The sequence below is a fragment of the Micromonospora polyrhachis genome (assembly GCF_014203835.1).
Taxonomy (GTDB): domain Bacteria; phylum Actinomycetota; class Actinomycetes; order Mycobacteriales; family Micromonosporaceae; genus Micromonospora_H; species Micromonospora_H polyrhachis.
Genome location: NZ_JACHJW010000001.1, coordinates 4,579,434 through 4,601,386, shown reverse-complemented (window position 1 = coordinate 4,601,386; position 21,953 = coordinate 4,579,434). Strand labels below are relative to the sequence as shown.

The window sequence follows — 21,953 nt, the reverse complement described above, 5'->3', positions numbered from 1 at the left end:
TGTTGACACGCCGAACCGAGAGACCCATTCACATTTAGATCATCGAATGAATCGGCAATCCCCCGACCAGGTTTCGTCATGTAAACAAGCCGACAACACTCGCGAATCAGCATCCTTGCCCCACGCGCCTCGGTAGCGCAGTCTCGCAGAGGACATTGTCGCGGGATGGGAGCAGTTGATGGTCGACCGATCCCCGCACATTGTCATCGTGGTGGTCAATCTGCCCGTCGAGCGGGACCGCCGGGTGATCCGAGAGTGCCAGGCACTGGAGGCGGCCGGCTACCGGGTCAGCGTCATCTGCCCCCGTGGACCAGACCGGCCACGGCTGGTCCCCGGCACCAGGACCAGCCGGATCCATTCCTTTCCCCAGCCACTCGCCGGATCCGGACTACTCTCCTTCGCCGCCGAGTTCACCTGGGCGCTGACCGCGGTCACCGCACGACTGGTCGGCATCATGGCGCGCGACCGGGTCGACGCCGTACAGGCCTGCAACCCGCCGGACATCTTCTGGATACCGGGTCTCCTGATGCGGCTGCTGGGCCGCCCGTTCGTCTTCGACCACCACGACCTGAGCCCGGAACTGTACGAGTGCAAGACCGGGCGCCCAAATCCGGTGGTGCTGCGTATCCTGCGCCTGCTGGAGAAGGCATCCTGGCGAAGCGCCTCAGCCGTCGTCTCCACCAACGAGTCGTACCGGGACCTGGCGATCAGCCGGGGCGGCTGCGATCCGGACCGGGTCGTGGTGGTCCGCAACGGTCCAACCATCGCGGAGGTTGACGCCACCGGAATCGACTTCGGGCCGACCGACGACCGAGACTGGACCAGCGGGCCGACATCGCCCGGAGCTCCGGGCGTGCCCAGTAGCCCTCAGCGGGCCGGTCGGACCAAGCGGATCGTCTACCTCGGTGTGATCAACCCGCAGGACCACGTCGAGGTCGCCGTCCTCGCCGCCGAGCGACTCGTCGCACTACGCGGCGCGGACGACTGGCAACTGTCGATCGCCGGAGACGGGGACTGCCTGCCGGAGCTTCGTCGACTCGCCGCCGAGCGCGGTCTCGCCGACGTCGTGCGGTTCACCGGATGGTTGGACGCCGCCGAGGTCGACACGCTGCTGCGGTCCGCGACGCTGGCAATCCAACCGGACGCGCCAACCAGAATGGCCGAGCTGTCCACAATGGCGAAGACCGTGGAATACGTCGCTCGGGGCGTACCGGTCGTCGCGGTCGACCTGCTGGAGACCCGACGTACCGCGGGATCGGCCGCCAGCTACCTGCCGACCGGGGGACCCGACGAGTTCGCCAAGGCGCTCGACCAGTTGCTCGACGACGCACCGGCCCGGAACGCGATGCGAGTGGCAGGTCGCCGCCGCTTCGTCGAGCGACTCGCCTGGGACCACCAGGTCCGGTCGTACATCCGACTGTGGAACCAATTGCTCCCACGACACGAGGCTGGTCACCGTTCGGTCGCGTACAGTGACGACGTTGATGCCGCGTCCCCGCTCTCGGGCCGGTCCCACTAAATCCCGACAGCTCACCTGCGCCTTGCGAAGGGGTCAGCACCATGGACCTTCTCGACCTGCTGAAGCTCATGTTTCGGCGGTGGTACGTCACGGCACCCGTGATAGTCCTGACCCTTGGCGCGGCGCTCGTGCTCGGCGCCTCGATCCAGCCGGAATACAAGACCGAGGCGGCCGTCCTGCTCGTTCCGCCCACCACCGCCACCGCACCCGCGCCCAACGCCAGCCCGCAACCCGGCAACCCGTGGCTGCGCGTCGGCGAGAACGCGATGGCCCAGGCCGTACAGATCGCCGTCTCCGCGCACGACGCGCGTACCCAGGTGGTGGCCGCCGGTGGCGACCCGAGCTACGAGATCGGCCTGGTCAACCGCAGTTCGATCCTGACCATCGAGGTCACGGCGTCGACCCACGCCAGCGCCCTGGCGACGGTCACCTCGGTGACCAAGCTGATCGAGGACGTGGTCGCCAGCAAGCAGGCCGAGTACCGGCCCCGGGCCGGTGAGCAGATCACCACCGAGATCCTCGATCCAGGTCTGAACATCATCCAGTCGCGGTCCAATGTGCTCCGTGCGCAGATCGTGGTGGGGGCGATCGGCCTGCTGCTGGCCACCGCGGCGGCGGTCGGCTACGACGCCCTCCAGCGACGCCGGGCCACCGCACGGCAGAACAGCCAACGGGCGGCCCGTACCCCGCTGAACTGGAACAGCGGGCAGGCGGCCGTCGGGTCCCGCCGGCCGAGCCCCACCGTCCAATCCCACGCCCCGTCGGCCCGACCACGACCCGATGCCACCGTCACACCGGCGGTCGACGCCCGGACGAGCAACCGCGACACCAACAGTCCGCGAAACGCCCCGGACCCGGGTCCGCCTCAACAGTCCGACGACACGATCCTGCTCTCCACGGTCCGCGGGCCGGTCGAGGACTCGACCACCCCATGACGACGCGCTGAGGATGCGGGCGACGTGCCGACCTATCTCTCCACCCGGAGATCAGTCACCGTCTACGACGGGATAACCCCCGCCGTACACCATTTTCCCGACGCGACCGCCGGCCTCGTCATCGCGGTCATGCTGGCCTACCTGCTGCCGTCCCGGCTGATCTTCCCGCCCCTGAGCGACCTCGGTAAGCCGGGCATCATGCTCGGCTTCGGGCTGCTCGTCTGGTGGGGGTTGAGCCGCCTGCACCCGGCACTGGTCACCAGGGGCCGTCAGCCGATGCGCTGGGCTATCGCGATCTACCTGGTCACCATCGGTACGTCGTACATCGCGGCGCAGTCGCGGGGCATGCCCGGCCTGGAGTCCAACGGCCTGCACCGCGCGGTACTCATGGCGTTCGCCGGAGCCGGCGTGCTGCTCGCCGCCGCCGACGGGGTGCTCACCCGAAAGCGGATCGACCACGTCCTGCGCTGGGTCTCCTGGGGCGCCACCGTCATGGCGCTCTTCGCCCTGAGCCAGTTCATCCTCCGAATCGACCTGACAAACTACCTCAAGCTGCCTCCGGTGCTGATGTTCCAGCGGGACCTCATCGGCTTCGACAACCGCGGTGGGGGTGGCCTCGTCCGGGTCGCCGGGACGGCTGGCCACTACATCGAGTTCAGCGTGCTGATGGTGATCGGTCTCATCGTCTCCATCCACTACGCCAGGTTCTCGTCCAGCCGGCGTAACCGGCAGATCTACGGCACCCTGGCGATCATCCAGGCGGGGGTCATCCCGATCTCGCTCTCCCGCACCGGGGTGCTGGCGCTGGCCGCCGCCATCCTGCTGTTCGTCCTGATCTGGCCGCTGCGCACGACCTTCAACGTACTCGTGATCGGTTTCTTCCTCACCGCGATGATCCAGGTCGTCCGGCCGGGGCTACTCGCCACCCTGCGGGCACTGATCTTCGCCGGCGAGAACGACCCCAGCGTGCGGGGTCGGCTGGAGGACTACGAGTTCGTCGCGCCCTACATCAGCGAGCGGCTCTGGTTCGGCCGAGGGCTCGGCACCTGGCTGCCGGAGCTATACCAACTGCTCGACAACCAGTGGCTGGTCACCCTGGTCAGCACCGGGGTGGTCGGCGTGGCCGGGCTCGCCCTGCTGTTCCTGCTCGGCGTCGTGGTCGCCGGTCGGGTCCGCCGGTTCGCGCTGCGCCCCCGCGACCGGGACCTGGCCGCCGTCCTGGCGGTGTCGCTCGGCGTCGCCGCCGTCACCGCCTTCACCTTCGACGCCCTCTACTTCTCGACCTATTTCCTCACCGTGCATCTCCTGCTCGGGCTCGCCGGCGCGTTGTGGCGGGTGACCCGGGCGGAGCGAGTCAACCAGAGCGAGGCGCCGTGACCGGGATCGACATTCTCATGATCACCTACGACCGGCCGGAGTACGTCCGGCTCTCCCTGCCTCACCTGCTCACCACCTGCCCGCCGGACGCCCGGGTCTGGTTGTGGCACAACGGCACTGACCAACCCACGCTCGACGCGGTCGAGGAATACCTGGACCACCCCCGGGTCCACCGCTTCCACCACAGTTCGGTCAACGCCGGGCTGAACGCACCGACGAACTGGTTGTGGCAGGAGTCGACCGGCGACCTGCTGAGCAAGGTCGACGACGACTGCCTGCCGGAGAACGGCTGGCTGGAGAAACTCCGGCAGGCCCACGACGACGTGCCCGGGTTCGGGGTCGTCGGCACCTGGCGGTTCCCCGACGAGGACGCCGACGAGACGCTGATCGCGGCGAAGCTGGCCGACTATCCGGGCGGGCACCAACTGTTACGCAACCACTGGGTCCAGGGCAGCGGCTACCTACTCAAACGCGAGATGGTACGACAGACCGGCCAGCTCGGCGACGACGACTCGTTCAGCACCTGGTGCCTGCGGGCTGCCCGGCACGGCTGGATCAACGGGTGGTACCACCCGTTCCTGCGCGAGGACCACATGGACGACCCGCGCAGTCCACGCACGATCTACCGTACCGATGCCGACTTCATGGCCCGTCGACCGTTGTCCGCCCGCCGGACCGGCGTCACCACCATCGCCGAGTGGACCGAACAGATGCGCCACTCGGCCCGGGTCGTCCAGGCCGCCTCGCTGGACCTGCGCGAATACCGGGGCTGGCGGCTGCGTCGCCGTACCGCCGCCCGCCGGATCCGGCTCGCCCTGACCGGGCGGGCCCCATGGTGACCCCGGCCGGCGGGGCGGGCAGGGCTTCGGCCGGCGGGGCGGGCATGGCTTCGGCCGGCAAGTCGGACGCGACCTCGCTCGGTGGACCGGGCCGGGCTTCGGACGGCGAGGTGGACAGGACTTCGGTCCGCAGGGCGGACGGCGGGCCGATCAGTGTGGTCGTCCCGGCACACAACGAGGAAGCGGTGCTCGGCTCGTGCCTACGCCGGCTCCTTGAGGATGCCAAGCCGGGCGAGTTCGAGGTCGTCGTGGTCCCCAACGGCTGCACCGACGGCACCGCGTCGGTGGCCCGTTCCTTCGCCGGGGTCACCGTGGTCGAACTACCCGCGTCGTCCAAGGCCACCGCACTGAACGCGGGCGATCAAACGGCCACCGGATTTCCGCGGATCTACCTCGACGCCGACATCCAGTTGGGCACCGCCGATGCACGGGCACTCGCGGCGGCACTCCGGCCGCCGGGTGTCGACACGCCATCCGGAGGATCCTCGCCGGGGGAAGCCGGCGACCACCCCACCCCGCTCGCCGTGGCCCCGCGCCGGGTGGTGGTCACCACCGGCCGGCCCTTGCTGGTACGCGCCTACTACGCCATCAACCGCCGGCTGCCGGTCTTTCGAGACGCCCTGATCGGCCGAGGGGTGATCGCGGTGTCCCGGGCCGGGCGGGAGCGGTTCGAGCGGTTCCCGGAGACCTTCGCCGACGACCTCTACCTCGACTCGATCTACCAGGTGGGTGAGCGGGTCGAGGTCGCCTCGGCCGGGGCAGCCTCGGAGAGTCCGATGCGGACCCGCGACCTGCTGCGCCGACTGGCCCGAGTCCGAGCCGGCAACGCGGCACTACGCACCATGGACAGCCGGGCACACCCCAGTCGGGGCGGCTCCTGGCTGGTCCACGTGGTGCTACCCCGCCCGTGGCTGCTACCGGCCGCTGCCTGCTATGTGGCGCTGACCCTGCTGGCCGAGGCATCGGCCCGACGGACGCCGGCCGGGACGACATGGGGGCGGGACGAGTCGAGCCGGACGATGGCCGGCGGGGGCACCCGATGACCCCGCCGGCGGTGAGCCTGATCGTCGTCTCGTACCAGACCCGGGAGTTGATCCTGCGGGCGCTGTCGATGCTGCGGGCGTCCCGTCCGACCGTGTCGTACGAGGTGATCGTCGTCGACAACGCATCCACCGACGGTTCGGCCGATGCCGTGGCCGGCGCGTTCCCCGATGTCCGGGTGGTCCGGCTGGCCCACAACGTCGGTTTCGCGCGGGCGGTCAACGTGGGCGCGGCGCGGGCCACCGGGCACTGGCTGCTGCTCCTCAACCCGGACACCGAGCCGGTCGGGGACGTACTCGGCGAGCTGGTGAGGTTCGCCCGTGCCCATCCGGCACATCGGATCTACGCCGGCCGGACGCTGCACGTTGACGGTACGGACGACGGACGGTCGGTCTTCGCCCTGCCGTCGCTCTGGGCGTACGTCTGCTTCGCTACCGGACTGTCCACAGTGTTTCGTCGTTCCCCGCTCACCAACCCGGAGGAGCTGCCCGGACTGGACCGCACGACCGGCGGCCCGGTACCGGCCGCATCCGGTTGCCTGCTGCTCATCGAACGGGCGTTCTTCACCGAACTCGGTGGCCTCGCCCCGGACTTCTTCATGTACAGCGAGGACATCGACTTCTGCGCCCGCGCCACAGAGCATGGCGCGAGCCCGGCCCTGGTGCCGTCCGCCCAGGTACGACACGTCGGCGGGGCGTCGTCGACAAGCGTCGGCAAGCGGGTCATGGTGCTACGCGGCAAGACGACCTACCTACGGCTTCGTTGGTCTCGGCCCCGGGCCGCGCTGGGTCGGGCGCTGTTGGCCACCGGAATCGCCATTCGCGCGCTGGGCGCCCGGCTCACCGGTCGGGCCGGTTACTGGCGGGGCGTGTGGGCGCAACGGCGGAACTGGCTACCCGGCTGGCCGCCGGTATCCCAACTGCCGCCCGTGGGCATCGTCGCAGGCAAGCCGGACGTGGGAATCGTCGCAGGCAAGCCGGACGGGGAGATCCCGACGGTCCCGTCGGGCGCAGATCTCGCGCCCGGACCGCCGGCGAAGACGTCGTGACTACTCCAAGTCGGTCCCGGTACCGACCGAGCCGACCGGCTGCCGTCTATTCCGCTTCGGTCCCAGCTCGCGACTGTGCTGGCCCGGGGACCGGCCGGTCGGCGAACGCCGCCACCGTACGATCGGCGTAGGCGCTGGCGTCACCGGTCTCCATCGGACCGTCCCAGGTGTTGGGCAGGGGCACCGGCACCGTCGGGTTGACCCGGCGGACCACCTCGTCCAGCACCGTCTCGGCGTTGCCGACCCAGAGGTGTTTGGCACCCGGCACACCGATCACCTCGGCCTGCGGGATCGACGCGAACCGCCGTCGCGCCTCGGCCGGTCGCAGGTAGTCGTCGAACTCGGGCACCAGTGCGGTCAGTGGCTTACCGGTCTCGGCCCAGACCGCCAGGTCGTCGTCGGTGGAGTAGCGCAGCGGGGGCGAGAGCAGGATCGCCCCGGCGATCGTCGGGTCACAGCCGTACCGCAGGGCCAGGTCGGTGCCGAAGGACCAGCCGACCAGCCACAGGTTGGGCAGTTCGGCGAACTCGGCGTACTCGATCGCGGCTGCCACGTCGTAGCGTTCGCCGACTCCGTTGTCGAACTCCCCCTCGCTGGTGCCCCGCACGCTGCTGGTGCCCCGCGTGTTGAAGCGCAGGACGGCGAGGTCGGCGAGGGCGGGCAACCGCCAGGCCGCCTTGCGGAAGACGTGACTGTCCATCATTCCGCCGTGGGTGGGCAGCGGATGCAGGCAGATCAGCGTGCCGACCGGGTCCCGGTCGACCGGCCGGGCGAGTTCCCCGACCAGACGCAGTCCGTCGGCGGTGTGCAGTTCGATGTCCTCCCGGTTGCCGGGCAGGATGGAGGAGGCGCGGATGGCGGTGCTCACCGCTCCAGTCTCGCCCTGATCCAGCCGGAACGTCAGCCGGGGCCGAAACAGCGTGACGAAGATCCCGAATGCTGCATCCGCCCCGCCTGCTTGACGTGCACCAGCACCGCCGGGCCGGGGGTGATGGTCAGCCGTGTCGGGGGGCGTTGCGGGAGCGCTGGATCCCGGGGGCCCGCCGGTCCCGCGCCCGCCAGCAACCGGTGTGCCAGTGTCGGCGATCGGTAAGGTCGCCCCGGCCATCCGCCGGCCAGGCCACCACGTGCGCCACGCCCGGCCGGATCTCCTGGTCACAGCCGGGACAGCGGTACGTCTTTACCGCCCCACCGCCCGGGATGCCGCGTACCTGCCACTCGCCGTCGCGCCAGGACTGCACCGATTCCACGCCCTGTCGGGCCCGTTCGCTGGCAAGCGGCGGGATCTCTGCTTGACGTGGACGGTTACGACGCGGGCTCACGTTCTCCAGGGTACGGGGCACTCAACATCATCCTTTACCGCCTTTGTCGGATCACGGTCAGAACAGGCTAGATAACCACAAATCGCACTAACGTTGCCCTAGCGCCAGCAGATGGAGACTGGACGGGAGACGCTGAGGAGGCGCGTCATGTGGGGAAAGCGCATCGCCACAACGGTCGTGGTGGTGACAATGGCCGTGGCTGTCGGGGCAGCTCCGGCCGCATGGGCGGGCGGCGTCGGTGACCCGATGTACGGCGACCTGAACGCCGACGGACTACGCGACCGCGCCTCGCTCGGCGTCGTCCAGCCGAACCGGTGCGTGGTCAAGGTCGAGCTGGGCAAGCGCGGCGGTGGCTACAAGTCTCCGAAGACGTACACCTATCTCGAGGACACCGGCACCGACCCGATCAGTTGTCCGGACCTCGGCGTCGCGGTCGATCTCGGCGGGGACGGCTCGACGGAGCTGGTGCTGGCGTGGTTCGCCGGGCGACCGCCAACGGCCGACCACGATCTGCTGGTGCTGCGCAACTACCAGCCAGCGGCCGGCTTCGACGCCATCCACCAGCCCAGTTACATCGGACTGGCCGACTTCAACGGCGACGGACGGCAGGACGTCTACCAGTGGACCGATCAGGGCGAGGGATTCGTCACCTACCTGAACACCTCGAGCGGCGGGCTGACGCCCGGTCCGGTCAGGTGGTGCGCCGGGTGGCCCCAGTTCAGGCTCGCCGACTTCAACGGCAACGGCGCGATGGACGTGGTCATCTCGTACGTCGAGGGTTGTGGTGACGCCGCCAGCGGCGTGGTCGTGATCCGGGACGACGGCACCAAGAATCACATCCGACGGGAGGTCCCCGGCGAGAACTACTGGTCGGTGGAGACCCAGGACCTCAACGGTGACGGCCGGCCCGACCTGATCGTCACCGACAACGGCAGCGACGAGGTCCGGCACTACCTGGGCAACGGGGACGCCACGTTCACCGAGTCCCCCCGGGCGGTCCGGGACAAGGTCTCGATCAACGGCAGTCGCAAGACGAAGATCGCCGTGCTCGACAACGACTACGCCACCACGCAGGCGAAGATCAGCGTGGTGACGGCACCGCAGCACGGCACGGTCCGGGTGACCAGCGACCGGAAGGTCCTCTACACGCCGAGTTCCGGAAAGGCCACCAGTGACCGGTTCGTCTACCGGCTGACCGAGCACGGCCGGACCAGCAACGCCACGGTGAACGTCACCGTCCGGCCCTGACGGCCGGGCAGGGGAAGCCGACCATCGGGAGGCTGGCGTCTTCGATGTCGACGGAGACACCGGCCTCCCGAGCTGGTTCGGCCAGCCGAACCGGGCCGGTTCAGCGCGCTTGGACGGGCCGGTTCAGCCAGCCGGACCGAACTGGTTCAGCGCGCTCGGACGGGCCGGTCCAGCCAGCCGGACCGAACTGGTTCAGCGCGCTCGGACGGGCCAGCCCGGCGGCTCACCGGCGGCTCTCCGGCGGGACGGTGTCAGCGGTTGGTGTGGTCGCGGAATCCCCGGCCAGTCTTGCGGCCCAGGTAGCCGGCGGTGACCAGGTGTTCCAACAGCGGCGCCGGGGCGAACCCGGGCTCCCGTGACTCCAGGTACAGCTCCTGCTGGATGGCCAGCGACACGTCCAGCCCGACCGCGTCGAGCAGTTCGAACGGACCCATCGGGTAACCGCAGCCGAGCTTCATGGCGTGATCGATACCGTCTGCCGTGGAGTAGTTCGCCTCCAGCATCTTCACCGCGTCGTTGAGGTACGGGAAGAGCAGCGCGTTCACCACGAACCCCGACCGGTCGGCGCATATCACGCCGGTCTTGCCCAGCGCCGTGCAGACCGCCCGCCCGGTCGCCACGGTCTCCTCCGACGTGCGGATGGTGCGGACCACCTCTACCAGCGGCATGACCGGGGCGGGGTTGAAGAAGTGCAGGCCCACCACGTCCGCCGGGCGCTGGGTGGCCATGGCGATGTCGATGACCGGCAGCGACGAGGTCGTGGTGGCGAGCACCACGCCGGGCTTGCAGATCTCGTCGAGGCTGGCGAAGAGCGCCTTCTTGACGCTCAGCTCCTCGACCACGGCCTCCACCACCAGGTCGACGTCGGTCAGGTGGTCCAGCGTGGCGGACCAGGTGACCCGGCCCAGCGCCGCGTCGCGACCGGCCTCGGCGAGCTTGCCGCGTACCACCGCCTTGTTGAGCGAGGTCTTCACCGACTCGCAGACCTTCGCGGACTTCTCCGCACCCCGGGTCACCGAGACGACCTCGTACCCCGCGCGGGCGAAGACCTCGATGATGCCGGTGGCCATCGTCCCGGAGCCGACCACCCCGACCTTGGTTATCGCGCGGGCGGCGTCGGTGGCCTCGGCCGGCGTCGAGTTCGGCGTCTGGTCGTCGGGTACGACCACCGGCGAGCCGGGCTTCTCGTAGGTGTAGAAACCGCGGCCCGACTTGCGGCCGAGCAGTCCCGCCGTGACCATCTGCTTGATCAGCGGCACCGGGGCGTGCCGGCGGTCCCGACCACCCCGGCGGTACATGGTGTCGAGGATCTCGTACGCGGTGTCGATACCGATCAGGTCCATCAGTGCCAGCGGCCCCATCGGGAGGCCGCAGCCGAGCTTCATCGCGGCGTCGATGTCCTCCCGGCTGGCGTACCGCGACTCGAACATCCCCACCGCGCGGTTGAGGTAGCCGAAGAGCAGGGCGTTGGCGATGAAACCGGCCCGGTCGTTGATGGTGACGGCGACCTTGCCGAGCCGGGCGCAGAGCGCCTCGACGTCGGCGACCACCTCGGGCTCGGTGACCACCGTCCGGATCACCTCGACCAGCTTCATGATCGGCGCCGGGTTGAAGAAGTGGACGCCGACGACCTGGTTGGGTCGGTGGGTCGCGACGGAGATCTCGGTGACGCTCAACGAGGAGGTGTTGGTGGCCAGGATGGCCTCGGGCTTGCAGATGCGGTCCAGCTCGCCGAAGATCCGCTGCTTGAGGTCGAGGTGCTCAGGCACCGCCTCGATGACGAGATCGACCTCGCGTAACGCGTCGAGACCGACGGCGAAGGTCACCTGGGAGTGCAGCGCGTCCCGCGCCTCGGGGGCGAGTTTGCCCTTGGCGACCGCCCGGTCGGTGGAGTTGGTGAGGTTGGCTCGACCTCGGTCCAGGGCCGCTTCGCTGATCTCGACCGCGACCACGGCGACGCCGTTGCGCGCGAACACCTCGACGATGCCGGCACCCATCGTGCCCAGCCCGACCACGCCGACGCTGCCGAACTCGCGTGCCACCGCTGGCCTCCCGCTTACTCGGAGCAGCCGAGTGAACGGCCGCTAAGTTATGCGGGCGAGTCTGCCATGTGCGCCGGAGATGTCGAGATGCGGTGGGGTATTTCACCGGTCTACTGAAAGATCAGATAGGCCCAGGTCACCCAACCGACGAGTACGACTCCCCCGCCCAACACCAGCAGCAGCCGGCCGGGCCGACGGGCGACGATCGCCTGGGTCGGGGCGCGCAACGCCCGTGCGGTCTGCCCGTCCACTGGCGCGTCGGCAAGTAGGGAGCGCGAGGCGACCGGCTCGCCCGTCAACGGGGCGTGCGGGACAACCGGCTCATCCGCCAACGGGGCAACCGATTCGTCCGCCAACGGAGCGCGCGGGGCCACCAGGGAGCGATAGCTCAGCGCGCCGACTGGGTCGGTCGGAGCCGAGCCCGGGTCGAAGAACCGTAGCTCGACGCCGCCGATCCGGATCCGGTCCCCGTCGCGTACCTCCCGCACAACGGAGATCCGCTGGTCGTTGAGCCAGGTGCCGTTGGTCGAGGCGGCGTCGCTGAGCAGCACCCGGCCGCCGACCAACTTCACCGTCGCATGCCGTCGACTGACCCGACGATCGTCGATGCGAATGTCGACCTCTTCGCCCCGGCCGATCATCGTCAGCCCCGACCGTAACCGGAAGCTCGCGCCCCGCAGTGCGCCGCTGACCACCGTCAGCAGCGGCGACAGGCCAATCTCGTCCGCCATGGGCATGTTCACTGCCTCCCGCGCCAACCGTCCGCGCACCGGTCCCCGAAAGCACCCTTCCACCGTCCCGCAGCGTTTTCCACGCACCGCAGTACCAAGTTGCCCATGCTGTCGGGCAGATCCCGCTACCGGTTCGGCGGACCATGAGTAGCCGTTCGCTGCCTTAACGTAGTCATCAGCGGAGGCGAAAGCGAGCCCGGTCGCACCGGCGGGCCGCGAGCCCAGAGCGTACCGGTGAGTAATTTTCGGGTTTAGACTTCGCACATGACGGCCACGCATGCCCCCGGGATTCCGGTCATCGAGGATGGCGAGTTGGTCTCCACCAACCCGGCGACCGGCGCGGAGGCCGGCCGGTTCCCGGTGGCCGACGCCGACAGCGTCGGCCGGGCGGTGGGTCGGGCCAGCGACGCGGCCGAGTGGTGGGCACAACTGGGCCACTCCGGCCGCAAAGAGCGACTACTGCGTTGGCGGGCGCTACTGGCGCAGCGCATCGAGGAGATCGCCGACCTGTCCCACCGGGAGGGCGGCAAGCCGATCGCCGACGCCATCGTCGAGACCGTCTCCGCGATCGAACACATCGACTGGGCGGCCCGCAACGCCCGCCGGGTGCTCGGCCCGCGCCGGGTCCGCTCCCGGCTCGTCGTCGCCGAGTTCGCCGCCCACCTCGAATACCAGCCGTACGGCGTGATCGGGGTGATCGGCCCGTGGAACTATCCGGTGCTGACCCCGGTCGGCTCGATCGCGTACGCCCTGGCCGCCGGCAACGCCGTCGTCTTCAAGCCGAGCGAGTACACCCCGGCGGTCGGTCAGTGGCTGGTCGACGCCTTCGCCGAGGTGGTGCCGGAGCACCCGGTGCTCCAGGCGGTCCATGGCTTCGGTGACGTCGGTGCCACGCTGTGCCGCTCGGGCGTGGGCAAGGTGGCGTTCACCGGCTCCGGGGCCACCGCCAAGAAGGTGATGGCCACCTGCGCCGAGACCCTGACCCCGGTGCTGCTGGAGGCCGGCGGCAAGGACGCGATGATCGTCGACGACGACGCCGACCTGGACGCCGCGGCCGAAGCCTGTGTCTGGGGTGCCCTCACCAACGCCGGCCAGTCCTGCATCGGCATCGAGCGGGTCTACGCGGTCGACTCGGTGCACGACGCCTTCGTCGCCAAGGTGGTGGAGAAGGCTGGCCGGCTGACCGTCGGGGCGGGCAACGGGGCGGACCTCGGGCCGATCACCATGCCCAGCCAGATCGACATCATCCGCCGGCACATCGACGACGCCGTCGCCCGAGGTGGGCGGGCGGTGCTGGGCGGGCCGGACGCCGTACAGCCCCCGTTCGTGCATCCGACCGTCCTGGTCGACGTGCCGGAGGACTCGTCCGCCGTACGGGAGGAGACCTTCGGCCCCACCCTGACCATCACCCGGGTCCGGGACGCCGACGAGGCGGTGACGCTGGCCAACGCCACCTCGTACGGCCTCGGCGGCTCGGTCTTCGGTCGCCGCCGGGCACTGGACCTCGCCCGCCGGCTGCGCTCCGGGATGGCGGCGGTCAACTCGGTGATGAGCTTCGTCGGCGTCTCCTCCCTGCCGTTCGGTGGCGTCGGCGACTCCGGATTCGGCCGGATCCACGGCGACGACGGACTGCGCGAGTTCGGTCGGGCCAAGGCCATCACCCGGCGTCGGGCACGGTCCCTGCTCCCCGCGATGACCTTCGAGCGGACCCCCGCCCAGGTGGATCGGATCGTCAAGGTGATCAAGCTCCGGTACGGGCGATGACCACGTCACCCAGGGACGCGTCACGGTAACCGTTCATCACGGTTCCTCAGTCGCGGACGATAGGAATCCATCGGAGGCACCCAACCGAGAATCCGGCCGTGGATGAGTGCGGGAGGCGTGGGACAAAGGTCAACTAGGGCATGCTCGAGTTGACTGGCGAGATAGACGCAGAGCCCGATCCGGTCGTCGGCGAACTCACGGAACAGTTGCAGGCGGGCCGCGCCGCACGGCCATGGGCCGGCGCAGTTGCGGCAGATCCAGAGCGGGCGGATCGGGGTGTGCGGTGTGGTCACGGCTCAAGCTCCCGGTCGGGGTGCACCACTACACCGGGCACATGCAGCGCGTCGAGCCGTACGAAGACCTCGCGGGGCACCTGCTGGCCACGGGCGCGGGCGGTCATGTCCCAGCCGGACACCAGCACGTACGTACGTTTGCCTGCCCGGGTGATCAGCCCAACATGGTCAACCTCCAGCCACAGTGGGCCGGCGCTGGGTGTGTAGTAGGTGCCCGGTAGCGCGATCAGGGTGCCCACCGGCACACGCTCATCGATCCACGCGGTGAGTACGGCATGGGTGGTGAACGTTTCCTCATCCACGGAGATCCCCCTGGGCGCGACGCGGTGGGACCGGCTGTAGTCCGGCGATGCGTACGAAGATCGATCGGCGCTCGACGGCGTCGCCGGTCGCGTCGAGTTGGTAGCCGTCGAGCCATATCCAGCCCTGGTAGGTCGGCCAGTCGTGGGGACGGATCACCCGAAACAGGATTGGCGCAGCAAACTGGACACTCGCCTGTCGGGTCACGCGGAACACCTCGCCAGCGTGCGGACGCATGACTAGACCAGCCTCCCGCTTATCGGCCGTGGTCGGCGGCGAGCGGAGACAGGGGCTGTCGATGGTCGGTATGGGCATCCGCAGGGGCGTGCGGCCCGGAACCGGCCTCGGTAACCGCGTCGGTCGCGCTGGCAGGTGCCGTGTCCGATCTCGTCGGGGCGGGAGCGGGAGCGGGGCAGGCAGATGGGCGGGCGGCGGATCACTACTGGGCACCGTGGCGGGGACGGTAGCCCTGGGCACCGCGGTTCTGGGCACGGGTGAGGCTGCCGGCCCGGCTGATCGGGTCGAACAGCGTGGTCGGGGCGTTCCAGCACACCGGGAAGGCGGCGCTTACCCGAGGCATCCCTTCGCCCGGGAACGGGTGACGGTCCGGGCAGGGCCATCGCAGACCGCACACACAGCGCCGGCCCAAGGTACGCCAGTCACGACGGTGCTCGATCAGGGATATCGGTCGGCCGTAGAGCATGGCGACAGTCCTCTCTACCTGGAGATAGGACAGGGACCACAGCACGGGGGAGAGATAGCTGTGGCCCCCGATCGGATGCGATGCGCCAACATCCGATAGATACATGCTGGTGCGTGGACGACTACGCTCGGAAGCCTTGCTCGACGATCACGGAATGCCAGAAACCGACGGGGAGCAACGCGGGAAAGCGAGGAAGGTGTGGGAATTTCGCCGATGGAATTTCTGCTTCGCGAGATGCGTAAGCGGAGGATCGCGGCCGGCTTGACTCAGCAGGCACTCGGAGAGCGCATCTACGTCTCGGACACGGTCGTGAGCGCAATCGAGACCGGCAGCAAACCGCCGAAAGAGGGGTACCTGAAGGATCTAGACGCCGCGTTGGAGACGGGCGGTCTGTTTGTCGCGCTCTGGCAGGACTTGGTGAGCGACGGGACTACCCCTGTTTGGCTGCAAGAATGGATCGAGATCGAGCGTGCGGCCCGCGTGTTGAGATGGTTCGAACCCCTGCTTGTGCCTGGACTGCTGCAAACCGAGGAGTACGCTCGGGCAGTGCTGTCGCACAGTCGTCTTCTGACGGATGACGAGGTAGAGCAACGCACAGCGTCACGGATGGAACGGCAATCGATCCTCAATGACGACTCGCCACCCCAGTTCATTGCCGTCATAGACGGCGGCGTGCTCCGACGACGTGCGGGAAGCCGCGACATCATGCGCCGGCAGTGCGAGCGACTGTTGTCCTGCTTGGATTTTCCGCATGTCGCAATCCATGTTGTCCCAGGTGAGGGTATACACGCTGGCCTTGCAGGTGGGTTCATCCTGGCAAGGGGTAAGACCGGCGACGCAGGACATGTGGATACCCCATTGCGCGCAGGCGTGGTCACGGATCAGGTTGACATTGATAGGCTCGATCTACGGTGGGAGAGCATCCGTAGTGAAGCGTTACCACGTGAGTCATCAGCAGCGTTGATCAAGGAAGCGGCGACATCATGGACATGACCGGCGCCCTGTGGCGCAAGTCCACCCGTAGCGACAACGGCGGATCGACGTGCGTCGAGGTGGCCGACAACCTGCCCGGCGTCGTGCTGGTACGGGACACCAAGGACCGCGACGGCGGAACGTTGGCCTTCAACCCGTCGGCCTGGCGGTCGTTCATAGGGTTCATGGCAACGCAGCGCTGAGCACCGTTCGGAGGCCGGAGGGCGACACCGGTCACTCCACTATGAGCAGTCCTCGTTTCGCGAAGATCGCCATCCGGGGTGTGAAACGACAGGCACCTCCACACCGGGCGACCGGTGCGGGGGTGCTTTCGCGTGCCGGGTGCCGGCTGCCGGCTGCCGCAAACAGCACAGACGTGCCGAGCGCGTGCAGAGCCGTACACGATTTGATCAGTCCCTCCGCGGCACCGCTCGCACCTCTGCCTTTGTGAACATCTGTTGCTGCCCCCCCCAGCAGCAACAGATGTTCACACACCGGCCTCAGCGGAGAGCGATGCCGACCAGGTACGAGCGCCGGCGGCGGGCCAGTCGCGGATGCCGGCCGTAGACGGGCACGGGGAGGACGGCATCACCGCCCACCAGTTCGACGTAGCCGCCTTCGGGATCGACACGCCCCCGGAGGAGCCGGTCACCGGACCGGACCCGACAGTGGCCGATCATCCTGAGCAAAACGCCGGTTTAGACATGGCACTGGGACGCCCCACCCACTACATTCCGTCCAGTGGGGATACACGCTCTGCGGTTTCGCCTGGTTGACGGCGCCGACTCCTGGGGAGGCCGGCGGCGAGAACGGCGAGCCGGGTGGCTGGCGGAGACCTTCCCGGACCTGGCCCAGATGTCCATCATCGACCTCGGCGGGCGGGTGGATACCTGGGCGCGGGCGACGGTCCGCCCCAAGCACGTCCACGTGGTCAACCTTGAGCCCGTACCGGCCGAGATACCCGAGTGGGCTGAGGTCGACCATGGTGACGCCTGTGCCCTGCCGGCACGCATCACCAACCGCCGCTACGACCTGGTCTTCTCCAACTCGGTCCTGGAGCACGTCGGTGGGCACGAACGCCGGCTCCGGTTCGCCGAGTCGGTGCACCTGCTGGCCGACGCGCACTGGGTGCAGACGCCTTACCGCTACTTCCCCATCGAGCCCCACTGGATCGCCCCCGGCATGCAGTTCCTACCGGTCCGGATCCGTACGACGCTGGCGCGCCGGTGGCCACTGGCCCACACCCCGGCTCGCAGCCTTGACGGTGCCCTCAAGCAGGTGCTCTGGACCGAACTGGTGGACAAGACGCAGATGCGGCACTACTTTCCCGAGTCGCGCATCCGGGTCGAACGCCTGGCCGGGCTGCCCAAGTCACTGATCGCGATCGCCCCCGCCGCCTGACGAAGCTCCGGTGACCGCCGACCGGTCGGCCAACGCGACCCGGTCCGCTGCTGCCGTACCCGCCGCCCAACCGGCTGCGTCGTTGCCCCGCACTCGCCGCTCGACGATCCCGGGAAACATCGCGTCGACGGTCTCCCGCACGACGTCCTCCCGAGCGGCCAGCACCGGAAGCAGCCGGTCCGACCCGGCCGCATCCACCGCCTCGCGTCGGGCCGCGTCGGCGGCGTCCCGCAGCCGTTGCCCGATCCTGACGGCATACGCCTGGAGGAACGACTGCCGGTACGACCGGCCGGTGGAACCACCCCGCGATCCGCCCCGCACCATCGCTGCCGTCGCCTGCACCAGCAACGAGGTGTAGATCAGCTCCACCGACTCGACATCGGACGGGAACCCCAGCACCGTGGCGAAGCCGAACTCGCCGGACCACACGGATCGACACCGGTTGGCCGCCGCCACCTCCTGCAACAGCAGCGCCTTGGCCTGCTCGTAGGGAGAGTCGACACCGATCCGGACGGCGAGCGGCTGGTGACCCGTCCCGTCCGGCACACCCACCGTCCGGCGCGGTGCGCCATCCGTCCCGAGGTCCAGCAGGGCGTGGTCGATGCTGTGCCGGGCCATCAACTGCTGTGCCTTGGCGGAGAGCGCCTCCGCCTCCTGTGGGAACTCGGTGGACTCGGCCTTGGCGAGTAGCCCTCGGACCCGGCCCAGCACCCGCTCGTCGATCGCTCGAGCGGTGGTCGCACCGGACCGGTCGGCACCGGCCACCGGGAGACCAGGCGGTAGGGTGCCGGGGAGCGGGCTGATCCGCCCGATCTCCGGCAGCCCGGTCAGCACGGCGAGTACGTTCACCGCGTCGCGTAGCGCCTCCGACCGGTCCAGCCGCTGCCGTCCGGACCACGCGGTCAACCGATGGTCGGTGGTGGCCGGCGCCCCGACGGTGATCCCCCACTCGCGCAGTTGGCTCTGCCACCGCTGCGGCACCGTCGTCGCCGGATAGCCGTGTAGTTGGGCGACGATCTGCGTGATCACCAGGTCGGCAGCGCGGTTGCCGTGCCGTCGTCGGACGACCCGGACCAGGTCGGCGGGAAGCCAACCGTACTGCCACAGCCGACCGACGACCCGCTGGAACGCGTCGGCCAGCACCGGATCGACCAGGGCGGGATCCTCGACGGTCAACTGGTCCAACCGCCGCTCGACGTGATCCACCGAGCCGCTGCGGAGCGCGGTCACCGCATCGCGCAGCAGATCGCCCAGCCGCTCCTCGGGAGGCGGCTGGCCGGTGGTCCCACCCGTCGCCGCGTCGTACCGTTCGCGGTGACCGGCCGAAGCCTCCCCGCGGTGACCGGCCGAAGCCCCCTCGCGATGGCGGTGCCGAGGCTCCCGCGCCTTCTTACCGGCCGCTCGCCGCGGCGGGTCTTCCGTTCCCACGCGGATCAGATTCCTGTTCCCAAACGGCTCAAACTCGCGTTCCCAGTTGACTCAGTTTCCTGTTCCCACGCGGATCAGAACAGGGTCAACTCGTCGCGTTCGATGCCCCGCAGCTTGTTGTAGTCGACCACGACACACCGGATTCCCCGGTCCCCGGCGAGCACCCGGGCCTGCGGCTTGATCTCCTGGGCGGCGAACACCCCGGCGACCGGCGCGAGCAGTGGATCGCGGTTGAGCAGTTCGAGGTAGCGGGTCAACTGCTCGACCCCGTCGATCTCGCCTCGCCGCTTGACCTCCACCGCCACCGTCCCGTGGGCACCGTCCCGGCAGAGCAGGTCAACCGGGCCGATCGCGGTCGGATATTCCCGACGGATCAGGGTGAATCCCTCACCCAGAGTCTCCGGGCTGGCGGCCAGCAACTCCTGGAGGTGCGCCTCCACCCCATCCTTACGGAGCCCGGGATCGATGCCCAACTCGTACGACGTGTCCTGGAAGATCTCCTCCAGGGTTATCCGCAGCTCCTCGCCAGCCTTGTTGACCACCCGCCAGACACCGGGGGCCTCCTCCAGCTTGCAGGGTGGGCTCATCCAGTTCAGCGGCTTGTAGGCCCGGTCGTCGGCGTGGATGGAGACCGATCCGTCGGCCTTGACCATCAACAACCGGGTCGCCAACGGCAGATGCGCCGCAAGCCGTCCGACGTAGTCCACTGAGCACCGCGCTATCACCAACCGCACCTGACGAGGGTAGCCGAGCCTGCTTCGCCAGTTGGTCGACCCCGGAGGCGCGGCGGGTCGCCCCTCGCCTGGTTGCACCGACGAGCCACCGTCCGGTGGTCGGGGTGGCAGGTGAATGAGACTCTGAAACGGTGCTGGAAGCCCTCACCGGAACCGGACTCGCCGCCTCGGCGGGCCTGAACGCCTACATCCCCCTGCTCACCATGAGCCTGCTCGCCCGCTACACCGGCCTGGTCGAGTTGCCGAGCGGCTGGCAGTGGCTGTCGAACGGCTGGGTGATGATGATCCTGGCGGTGCTGCTGGTCGTCGAGTTCGTCGCCGACAAGGTGCCGGTCGTCGACCACGTCAACGACGTGGTGCAGACGGTGGTCCGACCCACTGCGGGTGGGCTCGCCTTCGGGGCGGGAGTCAACTCCGAGACGGTCACGGTCGCCGACCCGGGGCAGTTCTTCTCCTCCAGCCAGTGGGTGCCGGTGGTCGTCGGAGTGCTCATCGCCCTCGGCGTACACGCGCTGAAGGCGGTCGCCCGGCCCGTGATCAACGCAACCACGGCCGGGTTCGGTGCCCCGGTCGCCAGTACGGCGGAGGATGCCACCAGCGTCGTCATGTCCCTGGTCGCGATCGTCCTGCCGGTGCTGGTGCTGGCCTTCCTGGTCGGCTTCGTGCTCTTCCTGATCTGGGTGCTCCGGCGACGGGGCCGGCGGCGGCGGGAACGGCAGGCGGCCCGAGCAGCCGGCTTCCAGGTCTGAGCAGCCGGAGTTCCGGCCTTGGTAGGTGGAGTCCCGGCCTTGGTAGGCGGAGTCCCGGCCTTGGTAGGCGGAGTCCCGGCCTTGGTAGGTGGAGTCCCGGCCTTGGTAGGCGGGAATCGGACTCCGAGCAAGCGGAATCCCGGCCTGAGAGCCGGGGCCCGGGGCTGACTGGCCGCCTCGAAGGAGGGAGCGCGCGCCGCACGGTCCCCGCCGACGACCTCTTACTGCGATCATCGGCGGCGTGTCCGCGAAGAAGACTCGTTTGTTGCTCGCCACCCTCCTCGTACTGACGCTGGCCGGTGGCACCGCCCTCATCGTCGGCCTGGTCCGGCACTTTTCCTCGGCCACCCCGCCTGCGGCGGCGACCCTGCACACCGCCGACTCGACCGGCGCCGCCCCGACCACCTCCCGTAACGCCACACCGTCCCCACAGGCGGCCATCACACCGGGGGCCACCCGGCCGGGCACCCGACCGCCGGTGGTCGACCACGGCCCACGTACGGGAAACCGCGTCGCGCTGACCTTCGACGCCGACATGACCGACGGGATGCTGCAGAGCCTGCGTACCGGCCGGGTGAAGTCGTACGCCAACCTGCGGATCATCGAACTGCTGGAAGGGGAGCAGATCCCGGCGACCTTCTTCCTGACCGGCAAGTGGGTCGAGCGCTATCCCGACCTGACCCGCCGCCTCGCTGACAACCCCCGGTTCGAGCTGGCCAACCACACCTACGGCCACCTGGCGTTCACCTCGGACTGCTACGACCTGCCCCGGGTGCCGAGCCGGCAGATGACCGAGGACGTCGCGAAGACCTTCCGCGTCATCGAGCCATACGGTGGTCGGCAGACCCGCTACTTCCGCTTCCCCGGTCTCTGCCACGACGGCGGGGCGCTGGCTGCCCTTGCCCCGCTGGGGCTGACGGTGGTGGACGGCGACGTGGTCAGCGGTGACCCGTTCGCCTCCGCCTGGCGACCGATCGTCGACGCCGTGCTGTCGAAGGTGCAGCCTGGTTCGGTGGTCATCATGCACGTCACCGAGGCGAACGCCGCGATGACCGACGAGGCGCTGCCGCATATCCTCGCCGGCCTGCGCGCGCGTGGGCTGACCCCCGCTCCCCTCTCCGAGGTACTGGGAGGCTCGACGATTCCGGAGTAATCAGGCTCACAACAGCCTAAAATCGGGGTAAGTCTCATAAGGAGGACGAAATGGCCACCGCTTTGGAAATGCCCCGAGTCCAGTCCTGCACCGTCACGAGCTGTTCCTACAACCAGGACGGCTGCCACGCCTTCGCCATCAGCGTCGGAGGCGAGGACGGACACGCGCAGTGCAGCACCTTCGTCGAGATGCCGACCCGGGGCGGGGTCGACACGATGATCGCCCTGGTCGGTGCCTGCCAACGGTCCGACTGCCGGCACAACTCCGAACTCGAGTGCCGCGCCCCGGCCATCGACGTCAGCCCGGAGCAGGCGATGGCCGACTGCATGACCTACGACCCATCCTGATTCCGGT

Annotated in this window: 23 protein-coding genes; 14 read left to right on the top strand and 9 right to left on the bottom strand. The window is 69.1% G+C overall.

All coding sequences use genetic code 11. The annotated features are described in order from the left end of the window. Positions 1–178: 178 nt before the first annotated feature. From FHR38_RS20230 to FHR38_RS20205, 6 genes are read left to right on the top strand one after another with little or no spacing between them, the layout of a single operon-like run. A complete protein-coding gene (locus tag FHR38_RS20230) occupies positions 179–1,519 on the top strand; it encodes a glycosyltransferase family 4 protein (protein WP_184536146.1) in 1,341 nt (446 codons plus the stop codon). Positions 1,520–1,560: 41 nt separating this feature from the next. Beyond that, positions 1,561–2,454 carry a hypothetical protein gene (locus FHR38_RS20225; protein ID WP_184536145.1) on the top strand — a complete coding sequence of 298 codons (894 nt, stop codon included), beginning with the start codon at positions 1,561–1,563 and terminating at the stop codon, positions 2,452–2,454. Positions 2,455–2,478: 24 nt separating this feature from the next. Continuing rightward, positions 2,479–3,831, top strand: a complete 1,353-nt coding sequence (locus FHR38_RS33285) for an O-antigen ligase family protein (RefSeq protein ID WP_184536144.1) — start codon at positions 2,479–2,481, stop codon at positions 3,829–3,831. After that, positions 3,828–4,670, top strand: a complete 843-nt coding sequence (locus FHR38_RS20215; RefSeq protein WP_184536143.1) for a glycosyltransferase family 2 protein — start codon at positions 3,828–3,830, stop codon at positions 4,668–4,670. Before FHR38_RS33285 ends, FHR38_RS20215 begins: the two co-directional genes overlap by 4 nt. Next, positions 4,664–5,713 (top strand): glycosyltransferase family 2 protein, encoded by a 1,050-nt coding sequence (locus tag FHR38_RS20210; RefSeq protein WP_246446659.1) that lies wholly within the window; start codon positions 4,664–4,666, stop codon positions 5,711–5,713. The genes FHR38_RS20215 and FHR38_RS20210 overlap by 7 nt, the downstream gene beginning before the upstream one ends. After that, positions 5,710–6,759 carry a glycosyltransferase family 2 protein gene (locus FHR38_RS20205; RefSeq protein WP_184536142.1) on the top strand — a complete coding sequence of 350 codons (1,050 nt, stop codon included), beginning with the start codon at positions 5,710–5,712 and terminating at the stop codon, positions 6,757–6,759. Before FHR38_RS20210 ends, FHR38_RS20205 begins: the two co-directional genes overlap by 4 nt. Before the next feature lie 46 nt (positions 6,760–6,805). On the opposite strand, the gene FHR38_RS20200 is transcribed toward FHR38_RS20205, so the two are convergent. Together FHR38_RS20200 and FHR38_RS20195 are read right to left on the bottom strand one after the other, a co-directional pair. Beyond that, entirely contained in the window at positions 6,806–7,627 is an 822-nt protein-coding gene (locus FHR38_RS20200; protein WP_184536141.1) for an alpha/beta hydrolase, read from the bottom strand. A gap of 127 nt (positions 7,628–7,754) precedes the next feature. Then, on the bottom strand, positions 7,755–8,081 hold the full coding sequence (locus tag FHR38_RS20195; protein WP_376771490.1) for an Rv1322 family protein: 327 nt from the start codon (positions 8,079–8,081) through the stop codon (positions 7,755–7,757). 147 nt (positions 8,082–8,228) lie between these two features. On the opposite strand from FHR38_RS20195, the gene FHR38_RS20190 reads away from it, so the two are divergent. Next, positions 8,229–9,329, top strand: coding sequence for an FG-GAP-like repeat-containing protein (locus FHR38_RS20190; RefSeq protein ID WP_184536140.1), 1,101 nt, complete (start codon positions 8,229–8,231; stop codon positions 9,327–9,329). Between the two features lie 251 nt (positions 9,330–9,580). Here FHR38_RS20190 and FHR38_RS20185 read toward each other — a convergent pair whose 3' ends face one another. Next, positions 9,581–11,371 (bottom strand): 3-hydroxyacyl-CoA dehydrogenase family protein, encoded by a 1,791-nt coding sequence (locus tag FHR38_RS20185; RefSeq protein WP_184536139.1) that lies wholly within the window; start codon positions 11,369–11,371, stop codon positions 9,581–9,583. Positions 11,372–11,481: 110 nt separating this feature from the next. Beyond that, positions 11,482–12,102, bottom strand: coding sequence for an FHA domain-containing protein (locus FHR38_RS20180; RefSeq protein ID WP_184536138.1), 621 nt, complete (start codon positions 12,100–12,102; stop codon positions 11,482–11,484). Between the two features lie 264 nt (positions 12,103–12,366). Here FHR38_RS20180 and FHR38_RS20175 point away from each other — a divergent pair, with 264 nt between their 5' ends. Continuing rightward, complete coding sequence (locus tag FHR38_RS20175) at positions 12,367–13,866, top strand: aldehyde dehydrogenase family protein (protein WP_184536137.1); 1,500 nt, start codon at positions 12,367–12,369, stop codon at positions 13,864–13,866. A 289-nt stretch (positions 13,867–14,155) separates the two neighbouring features. Here the strand turns inward: FHR38_RS20175 and FHR38_RS20170 are convergent, their stop codons facing one another. From FHR38_RS20170 to FHR38_RS20160, 3 genes are all read right to left on the bottom strand, one after another. Then, entirely contained in the window at positions 14,156–14,461 is a 306-nt protein-coding gene (locus tag FHR38_RS20170) for a hypothetical protein (RefSeq protein WP_184536136.1), read from the bottom strand. Further along, positions 14,454–14,696, bottom strand: coding sequence for a hypothetical protein (locus tag FHR38_RS20165; protein ID WP_184536135.1), 243 nt, complete (start codon positions 14,694–14,696; stop codon positions 14,454–14,456). The genes FHR38_RS20170 and FHR38_RS20165 overlap by 8 nt, the downstream gene beginning before the upstream one ends. A 202-nt stretch (positions 14,697–14,898) precedes the next feature. Then, positions 14,899–15,039, bottom strand: a complete 141-nt coding sequence (locus tag FHR38_RS20160; RefSeq protein WP_184536134.1) for a hypothetical protein — start codon at positions 15,037–15,039, stop codon at positions 14,899–14,901. Positions 15,040–15,375: 336 nt separating this feature from the next. Here FHR38_RS20160 and FHR38_RS20155 point away from each other — a divergent pair, with 336 nt between their 5' ends. From FHR38_RS20155 to FHR38_RS20145, 3 genes are all read left to right on the top strand, one after another. Next, entirely contained in the window at positions 15,376–16,155 is a 780-nt protein-coding gene (locus FHR38_RS20155) for a helix-turn-helix domain-containing protein (protein ID WP_184536133.1), read from the top strand. After that, positions 16,152–16,337 (top strand): DUF397 domain-containing protein, encoded by a 186-nt coding sequence (locus tag FHR38_RS20150; RefSeq protein ID WP_184539962.1) that lies wholly within the window; start codon positions 16,152–16,154, stop codon positions 16,335–16,337. The genes FHR38_RS20155 and FHR38_RS20150 overlap by 4 nt, the downstream gene beginning before the upstream one ends. 538 nt (positions 16,338–16,875) lie before the next feature. Next, entirely contained in the window at positions 16,876–17,535 is a 660-nt protein-coding gene (locus FHR38_RS20145; protein WP_184536132.1) for a methyltransferase domain-containing protein, read from the top strand. Here FHR38_RS20145 and FHR38_RS20140 read toward each other — a convergent pair. Together FHR38_RS20140 and nucS are read right to left on the bottom strand one after the other, a co-directional pair. Then, positions 17,506–18,963: a DUF2786 domain-containing protein gene (locus FHR38_RS20140; RefSeq protein WP_312882297.1), complete on the bottom strand. Its 1,458-nt coding sequence runs from the start codon at positions 18,961–18,963 to the stop codon at positions 17,506–17,508. The two genes, FHR38_RS20145 and FHR38_RS20140, sit on opposite strands and share 30 nt — an antisense overlap. Before the next feature lie 74 nt (positions 18,964–19,037). Next, positions 19,038–19,697 (bottom strand): endonuclease NucS, encoded by a 660-nt coding sequence (gene nucS / locus FHR38_RS20135; protein ID WP_184536131.1) that lies wholly within the window; start codon positions 19,695–19,697, stop codon positions 19,038–19,040. A 131-nt stretch (positions 19,698–19,828) separates the two neighbouring features. Here nucS and FHR38_RS20130 point away from each other — a divergent pair, with 131 nt between their 5' ends. The 3 genes from FHR38_RS20130 to FHR38_RS20120 all read left to right on the top strand — a co-directional run bounded on the left by FHR38_RS20130 (position 19,829) and on the right by FHR38_RS20120 (position 21,946). Continuing rightward, positions 19,829–20,446, top strand: a complete 618-nt coding sequence (locus FHR38_RS20130; RefSeq protein WP_184536130.1) for a DUF4126 domain-containing protein — start codon at positions 19,829–19,831, stop codon at positions 20,444–20,446. Positions 20,447–20,687: 241 nt separating this feature from the next. Beyond that, entirely contained in the window at positions 20,688–21,599 is a 912-nt protein-coding gene (locus tag FHR38_RS20125; protein ID WP_312882296.1) for a polysaccharide deacetylase family protein, read from the top strand. A gap of 50 nt (positions 21,600–21,649) precedes the next feature. Next, complete coding sequence (locus FHR38_RS20120) at positions 21,650–21,946, top strand: DUF1540 domain-containing protein (protein ID WP_184536129.1); 297 nt, start codon at positions 21,650–21,652, stop codon at positions 21,944–21,946. Positions 21,947–21,953 lie beyond the last annotated feature (7 nt).